Annotated in this window: 11 protein-coding genes; 5 read left to right on the forward strand and 6 right to left on the reverse strand. The window is 70.3% G+C overall.

Going from position 1 to position 13,025, the window contains the following annotated elements:
* The first annotated feature begins 4 nt into the window (after positions 1–4).
* Positions 5–787: a GNAT family N-acetyltransferase gene (locus J5X86_RS19905; protein WP_308124654.1), complete on the forward strand. Its 783-nt coding sequence runs from the start codon at positions 5–7 to the stop codon at positions 785–787.
* Between the two features lie 48 nt (positions 788–835).
* Here the strand turns inward: J5X86_RS19905 and J5X86_RS19910 are convergent, their stop codons facing one another.
* The 5 genes from J5X86_RS19910 to J5X86_RS19930 all read right to left on the reverse strand — a co-directional run bounded on the left by J5X86_RS19910 (position 836) and on the right by J5X86_RS19930 (position 7,032).
* Complete coding sequence (locus tag J5X86_RS19910; protein WP_208518121.1) at positions 836–1,981, reverse strand: ABC transporter ATP-binding protein; 1,146 nt, start codon at positions 1,979–1,981, stop codon at positions 836–838.
* 19 nt (positions 1,982–2,000) lie between these two features.
* Positions 2,001–3,074, reverse strand: a complete 1,074-nt coding sequence (locus J5X86_RS19915) for an ABC transporter ATP-binding protein (protein WP_208518122.1) — start codon at positions 3,072–3,074, stop codon at positions 2,001–2,003.
* 19 nt (positions 3,075–3,093) lie between these two features.
* Positions 3,094–4,071 (reverse strand): ABC transporter permease, encoded by a 978-nt coding sequence (locus J5X86_RS19920; RefSeq protein ID WP_078643376.1) that lies wholly within the window; start codon positions 4,069–4,071, stop codon positions 3,094–3,096.
* A 91-nt stretch (positions 4,072–4,162) separates the two neighbouring features.
* Positions 4,163–5,956 carry an ABC transporter substrate-binding protein gene (locus J5X86_RS19925; RefSeq protein WP_208518288.1) on the reverse strand — a complete coding sequence of 598 codons (1,794 nt, stop codon included), beginning with the start codon at positions 5,954–5,956 and terminating at the stop codon, positions 4,163–4,165.
* Positions 5,957–6,027: 71 nt separating this feature from the next.
* Entirely contained in the window at positions 6,028–7,032 is a 1,005-nt protein-coding gene (locus J5X86_RS19930) for an ABC transporter permease (protein ID WP_208518123.1), read from the reverse strand.
* A gap of 476 nt (positions 7,033–7,508) precedes the next feature.
* Here J5X86_RS19930 and J5X86_RS19935 point away from each other — a divergent pair, with 476 nt between their 5' ends.
* Complete coding sequence (locus J5X86_RS19935; protein WP_208518124.1) at positions 7,509–8,750, forward strand: hypothetical protein; 1,242 nt, start codon at positions 7,509–7,511, stop codon at positions 8,748–8,750.
* A 206-nt stretch (positions 8,751–8,956) separates the two neighbouring features.
* On the opposite strand, the gene J5X86_RS19940 is transcribed toward J5X86_RS19935, so the two are convergent.
* The gene (locus J5X86_RS19940; protein WP_208518125.1) at positions 8,957–11,119 is read right to left on the reverse strand and encodes a S9 family peptidase; all 2,163 of its coding nucleotides are present in this window, start codon (positions 11,117–11,119) and stop codon (positions 8,957–8,959) included.
* A gap of 319 nt (positions 11,120–11,438) precedes the next feature.
* Between J5X86_RS19940 and J5X86_RS19945 the strand changes: the two genes are divergently transcribed.
* The 3 genes from J5X86_RS19945 to J5X86_RS19955 all read left to right on the forward strand — a co-directional run bounded on the left by J5X86_RS19945 (position 11,439) and on the right by J5X86_RS19955 (position 12,945).
* Positions 11,439–11,633, forward strand: a complete 195-nt coding sequence (locus J5X86_RS19945; RefSeq protein ID WP_078643382.1) for a hypothetical protein — start codon at positions 11,439–11,441, stop codon at positions 11,631–11,633.
* Positions 11,634–11,695: 62 nt separating this feature from the next.
* Positions 11,696–12,580, forward strand: coding sequence for an N-acetyl-1-D-myo-inositol-2-amino-2-deoxy-alpha-D-glucopyranoside deacetylase (gene mshB, locus J5X86_RS19950; RefSeq protein ID WP_208518126.1), 885 nt, complete (start codon positions 11,696–11,698; stop codon positions 12,578–12,580).
* Positions 12,577–12,945, forward strand: coding sequence for a DUF6113 family protein (locus tag J5X86_RS19955; RefSeq protein WP_059145262.1), 369 nt, complete (start codon positions 12,577–12,579; stop codon positions 12,943–12,945). Before mshB ends, J5X86_RS19955 begins: the two co-directional genes overlap by 4 nt.
* The last annotated feature ends 80 nt before the right edge of the window (positions 12,946–13,025 follow it).

Raw genomic sequence — 13,025 nt, forward strand, 5'->3', positions numbered from 1 at the left:
CGAGGTGCCGCAGAACGACTTTGAGCGCGTCCAGGACTTCCGGATCTCCTTCGCCCGTCGTCAGGCCGGTGAGGTGCGGGAGGTGCCGGGGGGATTCCTGGTGCTGCATAGCGGTTACGCACGCTCCCATGAGCACAATCAGCTCCATATCGTCGGGCCCGCCGACCCCGAGGGCCTTCCCGCCCTCGCCGACGAAGTCATGGCCTTCCTTCCGCACCGCCGGATCACGGTCCATGACGAGGCGCTGGGGCTTCTCTGTGTGCCCGCGCTCGAACGGGCCGGGTACGGCCATGTGACCGAGGTGCTGATGGTCCACACCGGGCCGGTGCCGGAGGCCACGGCGGCCGATGTGGTGGAGCGGGAGCTGGGGCCGGATCCGCACGGGCCGCTGCGGCGGGCGGTGACGGCGCAGCAGCGGCGGTGGATGCCGGACGCGGACGAGCGGACCGTGCACGACCTGGTGGAGCGGCGTACCGCGCGGCGGGCCGGGGCCGAGGAGGTGCTCTTCCTCGCCGCCCACGACGACGGCGGCGAGGTCGCCTCCTGGGCCGATCTGTATCTGGAGCCCGCCGCCGGGATCGCCCAGATCGAGGAGGTGGCGACGGCCGAGCCGTACCTGCGCCGCGGCCACGCCGACACCGTCCTGACCGCGGCGCTGCGCCGCGCGGCCGCTGCGGGGTGCGGGCTGCGGTTCCTCGTCGCAGACCAGGACGACTGGCCGCTGCACTGGTACGGCCGCCGCGGGTTCACCGCCATCGGCCGTGCGCATGCCTTCTCGCGCTTCTGAGATCGCCGAGACCCCCATAGGCCACTGAGCCCGAGAGGGGCCAGTCCCTTACGGCTCCTTGCGCGGTGGCGTTCCCGTCCCCGACTCCGCCGCGATCAGCGCCGGATCGAGGACGACGTCCTCCTCGCGGGCCTCGAGGGTCGGGTCCTCGGGGAAGTGACAGGCGGACAGATGGCCCTCGCGGTTGCCGTCCAGGCGCAGGAGCGGCGGCTCTTCCCGCGCGCACTTGTCCTGGGCCTTCCAGCAGCGGGTGCGGAAGCGGCAGCCGGAGGGCGGGTTGATGGGGGAGGGCACGTCCCCGGCGAGCCGGATGCGTGTCCGACGGGCGGTCGCCTCGGCGGCCGAGGCATCCCCGGTGTCCGCTGTGTCCTCGGCCATCACCACCGCCGCGTCCGGCACCGCGGACAGCAGGGCGTGGGTGTACGGGTGGCGGGGGCGGTTATAGATGGAGTCGCGGTCACCCACCTCGACCACCTTGCCCAGGTACATCACGGCGACGCGCTGCGAGAAGTGGCGTACGACGGCGAGGTCATGGGCGATGAACAGGAAGGCGATGCCCAGTTCCCGCTGGAGCTTCTGGAGCAGGTTGACGACCTGCGCCTGGATGGAGACGTCCAGCGCCGAGACCGGCTCGTCGGCGACGATCAGCTTGGGTTCGAGGGCGAGCGCGCGGGCCACGCCGATGCGCTGGCGCTGGCCGCCGGAGAACTCGTGCGGGAAGCGGTTGTAGTGCTCGGGGTTGAGTCCCACGATCTCCAGCAGTTCGCGCACCCGGGCCTCGCGGCCGCCCGGCGGATTGATGCCGTTGATCTCCATGGGGCCGGAGATGATGGTGCCGACGGTCTGCCGGGGGTTCAGCGAGGAGTACGGATCCTGGAAGATCATCTGGATCTCGGAGCGGATCGGGGCCAGCTCCTTGCGGCCCGCGTGGGTGATGTCCTGACCCCGATAGGTGATCTTCCCGGCGGTGGGCTCCAGCAGCCGGGTCAGCAGCCGGCCCGTGGTGGACTTGCCGCAGCCGGACTCGCCGACCAGCCCGAAGCTCTCCCCGGCGTGCACGGTCAGATCGATCCCGTCCACCGCCTGCACGGCCCCGACCTTCCGTTTGAACGGAAAGCCGCCCATGATCGGGAAGTGTTTGGTCAGCTTCTCGGTGACCAGGAGGGGTTCGGGTGTGCCCGACTCGATGCTCATGCGTCAGCGCTCCTAGGCCCTAGCCCAGCCGGGGCTTGATCTGCTCGGTGAAGAGGGTCTGTTTCCGCTCGGCGCCCAGGTGGCAGGCGGCGCCGCGGCCGTCCGGCAGCACGGGCCGCTCGGTGGCGCAGCGGTCGCCCGCCACCTGGTCGGTGTAGTGGCACCGCGGATGGAAGGGGCAGCCCGGCGGGGGGCTGAGCAGGCTCGGCGGGGAGCCGGGGATGGGGTTCAGCGGCTCGTCCACGGCGGAGGACAGCCGTGGCATGGAGCCCAGCAGCCCCCAGGTGTACGGATGCTGGGGCGCGCGCAGCACCTCGCGGACCGTACCGCGCTCCACGGCCCGGCCCGCGTACATCACCAGCAGATCGTCGGCGGTGTTGGCGACCACGCCCAGGTCATGGGTGATGAGGATGATCGCGGAGCCGAACTCCTGCTGGAGGTCCTTCAGCAGATCCAGGATCTGGGCCTGGACGGTGACGTCGAGGGCGGTGGTCGGCTCGTCGGCGATCAGCAGATCGGGGTCGCAGACCAGCGACATCGCGATCATCGCGCGCTGCCGCATCCCGCCGGAGAACTGGTGCGGATAGTCGTCCACCCGCAGGCGGGGGTTGGGGATGCCGACCTTCTCCAGCATCTCGATCGCCCGCGAGCGGGCCTCGCTCTTGGAGGCGCCGGTGTGCTTGCGGTACGGCTCGGCTATCTGGCGGCCCACCGTGTAGTACGGCGACAGGGCGGTCAGCGGATCCTGGAAGATCATCGCCATGGTGTTGCCGCGCAGCCGCTCCAGGGTGCGCTCGGGCGCCCCGGTCAGCTCCTGACCGTTCAGCAGGATCTCGCCGCTGACGGTGGTGGTGCGCGGGTCGTGCAGGCCCAGGACGGTGAGGTTGGTGACGGACTTGCCGGAGCCGGACTCGCCGACGATGCCGAGCGTCCGGCCGCGTTCGAGGTCGAAGGAGAGGCCGTCGACGGCCTTGACGATGCCGTCCTCGGTCGAGAAGCGCACATACAGATCGCGTACGGACAGGAAGGCGCCGTCGCCGGGACCGGCCGGTGGGGGCGTCGCGCCGTCGTCGGGCTTGGTGAGTGTGGTCATCTCGGCAGCTCCGGGTCTGTCAGGCGAGGCGCACGCGCGGGTCGATGAAGGCGTAGGCGGCGTCGACCAGGATGTTGAACACCACGATGGCCGCGGAGCTGACCAGCATCACGCCCATCAGCATGGGCAGATCGGTGAGCTGGACGGATTCCACCGCCAGCCGCCCGATGCCGTGCAGGGTGAAGGTGTACTCGGTGACCATGGCCCCGCCGAAGAGCGATCCGAGGTCGATGCCGAAGATGGTGATGATGGGGGCGATGGCGCCGCGCCAGGCGTAGCGGAAGAAGACCGTACGGCCGGAGAGCCCCTTGGCTCTCGCCGTGCGGACATGGTCCTCCTGCAGTTGCTCGACCATCTGGGAGCGGGTCATCCGGCTGTAGTTGGCCAGGAAGATCAGGGAGAGCACCACCCAGGGCAGCAGCATCCCGCTGAACCACTTCGCCGGATTGTCGGTGAAGGGGTAGTAGGCGGGCTGGTCCATGATCCCCAGACCGCTGACGAACCAGGCCAGGGCGAGCACTCCGACGAAGTAGATCTGCATCGAGGCGCCGAGCAGCGACAGCGAGCTGAAGAACTTGTCGATCCAGGTGCCGCGCCGCCAGGCCGCGATCATGCCGATGCCGATCCCGCAGACCAGGAACACGGCGGCACCGCCGAGGGCGAGCGAGAGGGTGGTGGGGAAGCGGTCGGCGATGGTGCCCCAGACGGGCTCCTGGCTGACGAAGGAGTAGCCGAAGCAGGGGGCGCTGCAGTGCCCCACGGCGAAGTCCCGCCCGGCGACGATCCCCACCATGAACTTCGCGTACTGGACCGGCACCGGCTGGTCCAGGCCCAGGTTCTTGTTGATCATGGCGAGCGAGACGGGGTCGCAGTTCTTGCCGCAGGCGAGCCGGGCCGGTTCGGCGGGCAGGGCGAAGAAGAGGAAGAACGTGATCGCGCTGATCAGGATCAGGATCACGATCGCGCCGAGGGACCGGCGGGCGAGGAATCTCAACATGACGTCGGTGATCTTCCGCTAGGGGCGGGTCCCGGCCGCACCCGCCGATACGGGTGCGGCCGGGGTCTGCGCTGCCTGGGTACGGCCGCGGCTACTTGATGAAGATGGCCGTCGGGTCCACGGCCCCGTAGACCGAGTTGAACTTCACTCCGCCGATGCCCGAGCCCCAGAGGGTGAACAGCCGGTTGTAGAAGGTCGGGACCGCGGGGACGTCATCGGTGAGGATCTTCTCGCTGAGCTTGATCCACTCCGAGGTGGCCCGGCTGAGGTCGCTGACCTTGGTGACCTTGCCGATCTCGGCGTTGACCGCCGGGACGTTGAGGTGCGAGTAGTTCGAGGAGTCGTCGTAGACGTTCTCGCCGCCGTACACCGGCGGGACCACGGTCGAGGCGGACGGCCAGTCGGCACCCCACGAGGACCGGTACAGGTCGAACTTGTTCTTGACCTTTCCGATCTGCGTGTAATAGGTCGACTGGTCGATCTCCTTCTTCTGAATCTTGAACCCGGCCCGCTCCAGGGCCTGCTGGACGACCACCGAGGCGTCCTGGTGGGTGTCACCGTTGCCGTAGGCGTAGACGAGCTCGTAGTTCTCCTTGCCCGCCTCCTTCAGCAGCTCCCTGGCCTTCTTGGCGTTGCCGCCGGGGTACTTCTTCTTCTGGAACGGGTCGAAGGAGGGGTCGTAGCCCTTGAGCGTGGGGCCGACCAGCCCGCCGCCGACCTCACCGCCCTTGGGGCCGCCGAACTGCTGGAGGTACTGCCCGCTGGGGAAGGCCCAGGCGATCGCCTCGCGCACCTTCTTGTCCTTGACCCGATCGGTGTTGATCGAGACGACGTCCACATAGGGCTGCGTCTCGGTCAGCGACCGGGCCATCGCCTCCTTGTCCTTGAGGACCGTGGAGATCTGCGAGGGGTCGACCGCGTTGGTGAGCGTCATCCCGTTCCGGTCGGCGCCCTTGCTGGCCTGGAGCCGGCGGGTGGAGTCCACCCACTGGTGGCCGAAGGAGACGTTGAACCCGTCGACGTACTGATGACGTATCGAGTCGGTCTTGGGGTCCCACTGGTCGTTCTTGACGAACTCGACGCCCTTGCCCGACTTGAAGTTCTTGACCTTGTACGGGCCCGAGGCCAGCGGGGCCTTGTCGTACTTCTCCTTGGTGTCCTTGCCCGGCGGCACCGCGCCGATATTGGGCATGCCGACCGCGAACGGCACCTCGGCGCGCGGCTGGTCGAAGTGGAAGACGATGGTCTTGTCGTCCGGGGTGTCCAGCACCGACGAGGGCAGATGCTTGCCCTTGTAGGGGCCGTCCGGAAGCGCCTTACGGTACTTCTGGCCCTCGCCGGAGAGCCACTGCTGCAGATAGGTCGGCCCGTTCGTCTGATACGGCGCGTAGAGCCGCTCGACGGCCTGCCGGACGTCCTTGGAGGTGATGGGCGAGCCGTCCTCGTACTTCAGCCCGTCCTTGAGGGTGTACGTCCAGGTGCGGCCGCCGTCGGAGGACTTGCCGGTGTCGGTGGCGAGGTCGCCGACCAGCTTGGCCTTGCCCGTCTTGTCGTCGAACTGGTAGTTCGTCAGCGTCCGGTTGTAGAGGGTCTGCGCGATCAGCTCATCGCTGACGTAGATCTGCCCCGGGTCCAGATGCTCGAAGGCGTCCCGCTGCAGCACCGTGACGGTGCCGCCCTTCTTGGCGCCCGGCAGGTCCTTGGCCGGTCCGGTGGAGTCGGCGGCGGTGCCGAGGGTGATGTCCTGGGACTCCATCTTGGGCTCGTTCGACCCCTTGGGCTCCGAGCCGCCGCCTCCGCTGCTGCACCCCGCGAGCGCAAGGGCGCCCGCGGCCAGGGCGACGGTATAGGTACGGGCTCTGCGACTGTTCTTCTTCGGCGTCATCGTGGTCACTGCACCTGCCTCATCGGACGGAAGACTTGCCGTTCTCTGCCTCGGGCCCTCCGGCCCCCCGGTCACCGCGTGGTCTTCGGGTCCATCGCGTCCCGGACCGAGTCCCCGAGCAGGTTGAAGGCGACCACGAAGACCACCATGGCGATGCCGGGGAAGAACATGTAGGTGATGTCGCCCTCGTAGAAGTTCGCGCCCTTGGCGAACATCCGGCCCCAGTCGGGTGTCGGCTCCACCACGCCGACGCCGAGGAAGGACAGCGCCGCTTCGGTCGTCACGAAGTTCGGCAGCATCAGCGTGGACTGCACCAGGATGGGCGTGACGAGGTTGGGCAGCAGCTCCTTGCGGACGATCCGCCACGGCGAGGCGCCGGTCACCCTGGCCGCCTCGACGAACTCACGCTCCCTCAGGGACAGCACCTGGCCGCGCAGCAGCCGGGCGAGCTGCATCCAGCCCAGCAGCCACAACACCATCACCAGGGCCGTCACCCGGAAATAGGTGGGCGTCTCCTTCTGCGGGCTGACGAACAGCGCGGTGACCACCGGCATGAAGGCGACGAAGAAGAGCTGCTGCGGAAAGGACAGCAGCAGATCGATGAGCCGCCCGAGGAAGTAGTCGGTGCGGCCGCCCAGATAGCCCGCCACCACGCCGATTACGATGCCGGTGACCGTGGACAGCACGGTCGCGGCAAGCCCGATCAGCAGCGAGGTGCGGATGCCGTAGACGAGCTGGGTCAGCACATCGCGGCCCAGCTTGGGCTCGATGCCGAACCAGAACTCCCCGTCGATGCCCCCGTTGGGCTTCATCGGATAGCCGGTGAGGGGGTCCAGCAGCTCGGGCCGGTCCAGGCCGTAGGTGGTGTACGGATCCTTGCCGTACAGCGAGGAGATCACCGGCGCCAGCACGGCGACGGCGAAGAAGAAGATCACCACGCATGCGGAGATGACACCCGTGCGGTCGCGCTTGAAGCGCCGCCACATGAGCTGCCGGGGCGCCAGACCGGCCGGCGCCTCGCCCTCCGTGCCCGGTGCGGTCTTCTCGACCACGCCGGACTGCGATGGACTCGTCATCGCGTAGCGTCCCCCCGCACTGGTGTCACACCGTCAACTCGCGTTATCTATGCGCGTCATGTCGCCGCCCGCTCGCCAGGGTGGTGCGTGCGTACCGGGTTGAGCGGACTTTCGCAATCGGGGAACGGCCCAGTCAAGGGGCCGGGGAGGGTGGATGTGCCGCTCATTCGAGTCTTGAGCGAAGATTTGGCAGATCGAGGTCAAGGCGTGCTTGACAGGGATCCCCCATGGGAGACAAAGCATGTTCTATAGGCAGGAAGCGCGTTAACACACAGGCAACTCATCCGTCGCAACACCGATATACGGACGCGTCAGGCTGATCTGCGTACGGCCGTGCGGGTGCCGTGGACCGGTCGGGGCGCGCCATGTGGCCCCGGCCGGTCGCCCCCCCCGGCGGCCGCCGGACGGTCACGATCCGTATTTTTCTTCGCCCCGCGACGGTTGCCCGGGGTACGAGGCGGGGGAAACCTACGGCTATGGGGCAGGGACGGATACTCAACAGCGGAGGGCGCCTTTTCGGGGCGCTCGTCTGCGCGGTTCTCGGGCTGATCTCGCTGGCGTGGATCATCCACGACCTCGACAAGGCCGACGAGGCGAACCATCTGTGGTGGACGTGGGCGGGGCTGCCGTTCCGGGCCACTGGAGGGATCTTCGGTTCCTCCCTGCTCGACCTCGTGCTGCTGCTGGTCTACGCGGTCGTCGGGATCACCGCCCTGCGCTCACCGGCCGCCGCGGGCGCGCTCGGCACGGTCGCGGTCGTGACCGTCGCGGTGCGCCTGCCCAGCCTGTGGAACCTGAACTCCGACTGGCTGCAGGGCATCCCCGGCGATCTGAAGACGCGGGCCAACCTCAGCGCCTGGGCGCAGGTGGTGCTCGGCGGGCTGCTGCTGGCCGTGGTGGCCGCCGCCCGTCGCCCCGCCGACCTCGCCCCGCCCGGACACCTGGCCTCGCCCGCCGACCGGCCGCCGGGCCGCCCCTCGCCCGGGGCGGCGGTCACCGGCGCGCTGTTCCTGGGCGCCGGCGGGGCCGTCATCGCCGCCTGGCAGATCTACTGGGCCCAGGAGCGGGGCTGGGAGATCTACAAGTACCTGCTCACCGGCAAGCACACGCTGCCCACCCTGCTCTCGCCGCCCGGTGCCTGGACGGCGTGGGCGGCGGTCGCGCTGTGCCTGGCCGCCGCGGCGGCCGCGCTCGCGCGTGCCCCGCTGGCGCGCCCGCTGGGGATGACGGCGGCGGCGCTGGTCATGGTGACGGGGATCAGCGAGGCATCGCTCTACATCAAGCTGGACTATGTGGACCACCTCAGTGATCTGCCGACGGTGGGCGTGCTCAGCGTGCTCACCGGCTTCTTCGAGGCGATCGCGGGGCTGATCGCTCTCCTGGCACTGGCTCGGCGGGGTGTTGAGGACGACGCCGCGTTCACCGGGGCGCCGGGGCCGGGCGCCCCGGCGTACGGCGGCTATGACGGCTATGGGCCCGGGGGCTACGACGACGGCTCCGGGGCCGGAGGCTACGGCGGCGGCTACGGGAGCGGTGGCTACGGGAGCAGCGGAGACGGGAGTGGTGGCTACGGAGGCGGGGGATACGGCGGCGGGGGTTACGGCCCGCCGCCGCCCAGCACCCCGCCGCTGGTGCCCCCTCCGCCCGGGGCCCCGCCCGCCGTGCCCCCGCCGCCGTCCGCACCCCCCGCGCCTCCCGCACCGCCGCCGGGCTGGTGACGCCGGGCCGGTGACGCCGGGCCGGTGACGCCGGGCTGGTGACCGCGGATCAGCGCGGCCCCGGGGCCCAGGCCCTGTCCGGTGCGGTTCGGGTGCGCCCCGAAGGGGCGCGGGGCTGTGTCGATATGCGGCTCCGCCGCGTGGGCGACCAGCCACGACGCAGCCGCAGACAAAGGACGGCAGCTTGCGGCTCTTCCCGCGGAGCGCTACCGCATCCCGAGGGACCGCTTGAGGAAGTCCACCTGCAGCAGGAGCAGATTCTCCGCGACCTGCTCCTGCGGGGTCATATGGGTCACCCCGGACAGCGGCAGCACCTCGTGCGGACGGCCCGCGGCCAGCAGCGCCGAGGAGAGCCGCAGGGTGTGCGCGGCCACCACGTTGTCGTCCGCCAGACCGTGGATGATCATCATCGGCCGGGCGGTCTCCGCCGCGCCGGACAGCCCCTCGTCGGTCATCAGCGCATTGGCGGCGTAGACCTCGGGCTGTTCGTCCGGCAGGCCCAGATACCGTTCGGTGTAGTGGGTGTCGTACAGCCGCCAGTCCGTCACCGGGGCGCCCACCACGCCCGCGTGGAAGACATCCGGGCGGCGCAGCACCGCCAGCGCGGCCAGATAGCCGCCGTAGGACCAGCCGCGGATGGCGACCCGGCCGAGGTCCAGCGGATAGCGCTCGGCGAGCGCCGTCACCGCCTCGACCTGGTCCTCCAGGGTGACCGCGGCCAGTTCGTCGCGCACCGCCTTCTCCCAGGCGGGGGAGCGGCCGGGGGTGCCGCGGCCGTCGGCGACGACCACCGCGAAGCCCTGGTCGGCGAACCACTGCGAGGTGAGGTGGGCGTTGTGCGAGGCGACCACCCGCTGGCCGTGCGGCCCGCCGTAAGGATCCATCAGGACCGGCAGCGGTCCGTCGCCCTCCCGGTGGCCGCTGGGCAGCAGCACGGCACAGGGGATGTCCCGCTTGCCCGCGAAGAGGAGCTCGGGGCGGGCGGTGATGACGGGCCGCTCCGCGTACGAGGCGATCTCGGCGATGCGCTCGGCCGCGCCGTGGTCGGCGGGCCGGAGGATCTCCACGCTCACCCCGGGCCGCTCCAACCCCGTGTACGCCAGTGCGAGCACCTCACCGCCGCGCGTCGCGGAGTGGACCGCCGGGAAGGGCCGCTTACCGACCGGCTCCCAGCCGCCCTGGTCGCCGCTGCCCCGGAACCAGGCGCGGTGGACGTCGATCTCGCCCGGCTGCTCGGGCAGCGGAGCACCGGTCCCCGGAGAGGCGGAGAACAGCACGTCGTCCGTGCCGATGTCGAGGACCGCGCGCACCTGGAGGGCGCCGGACGTCAACTTGCGGTCGCCGACCATCAGCACCCGGGCGCCGCCCTCGTCCGCGATGCGGACGAGTCGTCCGTCCTCCGTCCAGGCCGGCACCCCGGGGAAAAGATCCAGCCAAACCGCGTCCTCGTCCACATGGACCGTGCTGGTCCGTCCGGTGTCGGTGTCCACGGCCAGATAGAGCTGGCTGCGCTGGTCCCTGGCCTGGACCAGAAGCAGGGGCGGACCGTAGGCCGACCAGTGCACCCGCGCGAGGTACGGATAGCGCTCCCGGTCCCACTCGATCTCCGTACGGGAGCCGTCCAGACCGAGCAGAACCAGCCGCACCTCGGCGTTGGCGGTGCCCGCGGCGGGATAGGCGGCTTCCGCGGGCTTCTGGCCAGGGTGGGCCGGGTCGGCGGTCCACCAGCGCTGTACGGGGGCGTCGTCGGCGCGGGCGGCCAGCAGGGCGTCGCTCCGCGGCGACCACCAGAAGCCGCGTGAGCGGTCCATCTCCTCGGCCGCGATGAACTCCGCGAGGCCGTAGGTGACGGTGTCCTCCTCCGGCTCCGCGAGCGCCCGGTCGTCCTCGCCGTCCGTGCCCGTGACCCGCAGTGCCCCGCCCGCCGCATAGGCGATGTGGCGGCCGTCGGGCGAGGGGCGCGGGTCCACGACCGGACCGGGGACGCGCAGCTCACGGGTGGTGCCCGCGGGCAGATCGGTGGTGAAGAGCCGTCCGGAGAGGGCGAACGCGGCCCGCTCGACGGCGGCGTCCACCGCGTAGCCGACCACTCCGGCCGACCCCTCGCGGCTGCGCTCGCGCCGCGCCCGCTCCTCGGGGGACAGCTCCTCGCCGGCGCCGCCGAGCAGCTCGGCCGGGTCGGCGGCGGGGTACTCGCGCTGCCCGGCGAGGTCGTGCACCCACAGGAGGCCGGTCCGGTCGGTGCCCGAGCGGGAGCGCAGGAAGACGACGCGTGAATCGTCGGGGGCCACGGTCAGGGCCCGCGGTGCCCCGAGGGTGAAGCGTTGGGTCCGCGCGTGCTGCCGTGGGAACGAGAGCTGTCCGGTCATAGGGCGAGCGTACGGCTCAGGATCATCGCGAGGGAGAGTACGGATCGGTAGGCCGGGGCGGGGTTGCCCCTGGCACGGTCCGGCCGGAACGACGCGGGGGTCAACCGGCCCCACATGATGGCGAGATGGCGCATAACCACCGAGAAACCGCCCCGGGGGCGCGGAAGTTCGTGCGATCAGGCATGCGCCCCTGTCATGCTCCCGTGCACCGAGTCATGTGTACACCGCCATAGTTATGATCGATTGCGCATAGTGGGTAGCCCCTCTGTGGCATCAATATGTTGTCCGTCCGAGTGCGTGTATCTGGAGGTGAGCCGCTGTGGCGCTCTCGATCTCGGTATCAGTGCTATTGCTGATCATCGTCTTCATGCTCGTAAACAAGGCAGGGCTGAAGGGGGTTCATGCGGTCGTCTGTGTCCTCCTCGGCTTCTACCTGGCGAGTTCTTCGGTAGCCCCGACGATCGACGACCTCACCACCAATGTGGCGGACATGATCGGCGGCGTGAAGATCTGACCCCGAGCGGGGCCGGGGTGTGCGGCCCGTGGGCACTGGTGTGCGAATCGTAGGCTGTGCCCATGACCGCTCTTCCCGCCCGTCGTCTGCTGCTGGTGCACGCACATCCGGACGACGAGTCGATCAATAACGGCGCGACCATGGCGAAGTATGCCGCCGAGGGCGCACGCGTCACCCTGGTGACCTGCACCCTCGGTGAGGAGGGCGAGGTCATCCCGCCTGCCCTCGCGCATCTCGCCGCCGACCGCGACGACGCGCTCGGTCCGCACCGGATCGGCGAACTCGCCGCGGCCATGGACGCTTTGGGGGTCGAGGACCACCGCTTCCTGGGCGGTCCCGGCCGCTATCGCGACTCCGGGATGATGGGCGCCCCGCAGAACGACCGGCCGGACTGCTTCTGGCAGGCCGACCTGGACGAGGCCGCGGGGCACCTGGTGGCCGTGGTCCGCGAGATCCGGCCACAGGTGCTCGTGGCGTACGACACCCATGGGGGGTACGGCCACCCCGACCACATCCAGGCGCACCGCGTGGCGATGCGCGCCGTGGAGCTGGCCGCCGACGCGGACTTCCGCCCGGAGCTCGGCGAGCCGCACGACATCGCGAAGGTCTACTGGAACTGCGTGCCGCGCTCGGCCGTCGAGGAGGGCTTCGCCCGGCTGCGGGCCGCGGGCCGGGACTCCCTCTTCCCCGGCGTCGCCACGGTCGACGACGTCCCCGGAGTGGTGCCGGACTCGGACGTCACCGCGTTCATCGACGGCACCGCCCATGCCGGGGCGAAGGCGGCGGCGATGCGCGCCCACGCCAGCCAGATCGCGGTGGACGGACCCTTCTTCGCGCTCTCCAACGACCTGGCCCAGCCGATGTTCGTCCATGAGCACTACCGGCTGGTCAAGGGCGAGGCAGGGGCGGGCCGCGAGGACGACTTGTTCGCGGGGGTGGCGGCATGACGGCCCTGCGCCTGGGCGGATACGCCCTGCTCGCCGTGGCCGGGGTGCTGGTCGGCGCCGCGGGCGCGCTGGTCCAAGCGGCATGGTTCCCCGGCGGGTTGCTGCTGGCGCTGCTCGCGATCGCGGGCCTGTGCTACGGCGGGGTCAAGGCCGCGGGTGCCCGGATGGGCGGCGGAGTGCCCGCGGGGGCCTGGACGGTGGCCGTGTTGCTGCTCACTTCCTCCCGCTCGGAAGGGGATTTCCTGTTCGGCGCCGGGCTCGGGTCGTACGCTTTCCTCCTCGGCGGGATGTTCATCGGTGTGATGTGCGCCACGTTGCCTCTGGTGCCGCAACCTCCTGGCCCGCCGGTCCGACTTGGTAAGTGACGTGACGTTTTCGGCACGACGTCCCCGGCACTTGGGGGCCCTTCGGACATGCGGCGAAGGGTGCGCCTCGGGCGTACCGG

This window comes from Streptomyces sp. NEAU-YJ-81, from assembly GCF_017592595.1.
Taxonomy (GTDB): domain Bacteria; phylum Actinomycetota; class Actinomycetes; order Streptomycetales; family Streptomycetaceae; genus Streptomyces; species Streptomyces hygroscopicus_B.

Coding starts and splice junctions, on each gene's coding strand:
- J5X86_RS19910 (WP_208518121.1), bottom strand. CDS start 1,981: ATGAGCATCGAGTCGGGCACACCCGAACCCCTCCTGGTCACCGAGAAG.
- J5X86_RS19915 (WP_208518122.1), bottom strand. CDS start 3,074: ATGACCACACTCACCAAGCCCGACGACGGCGCGACGCCCCCACCGGCC.
- J5X86_RS19920 (WP_078643376.1), bottom strand. CDS start 4,071: ATGTTGAGATTCCTCGCCCGCCGGTCCCTCGGCGCGATCGTGATCCTG.
- J5X86_RS19925 (WP_208518288.1), bottom strand. CDS start 5,956: ATGACGCCGAAGAAGAACAGTCGCAGAGCCCGTACCTATACCGTCGCC.
- J5X86_RS19930 (WP_208518123.1), bottom strand. CDS start 7,032: ATGACGAGTCCATCGCAGTCCGGCGTGGTCGAGAAGACCGCACCGGGC.
- J5X86_RS19935 (WP_208518124.1), top strand. CDS start 7,509: ATGGGGCAGGGACGGATACTCAACAGCGGAGGGCGCCTTTTCGGGGCG.
- J5X86_RS19940 (WP_208518125.1), bottom strand. CDS start 11,119: ATGACCGGACAGCTCTCGTTCCCACGGCAGCACGCGCGGACCCAACGC.
- mshB (WP_208518126.1), top strand. CDS start 11,696: ATGACCGCTCTTCCCGCCCGTCGTCTGCTGCTGGTGCACGCACATCCG.
- J5X86_RS19955 (WP_059145262.1), top strand. CDS start 12,577: ATGACGGCCCTGCGCCTGGGCGGATACGCCCTGCTCGCCGTGGCCGGG.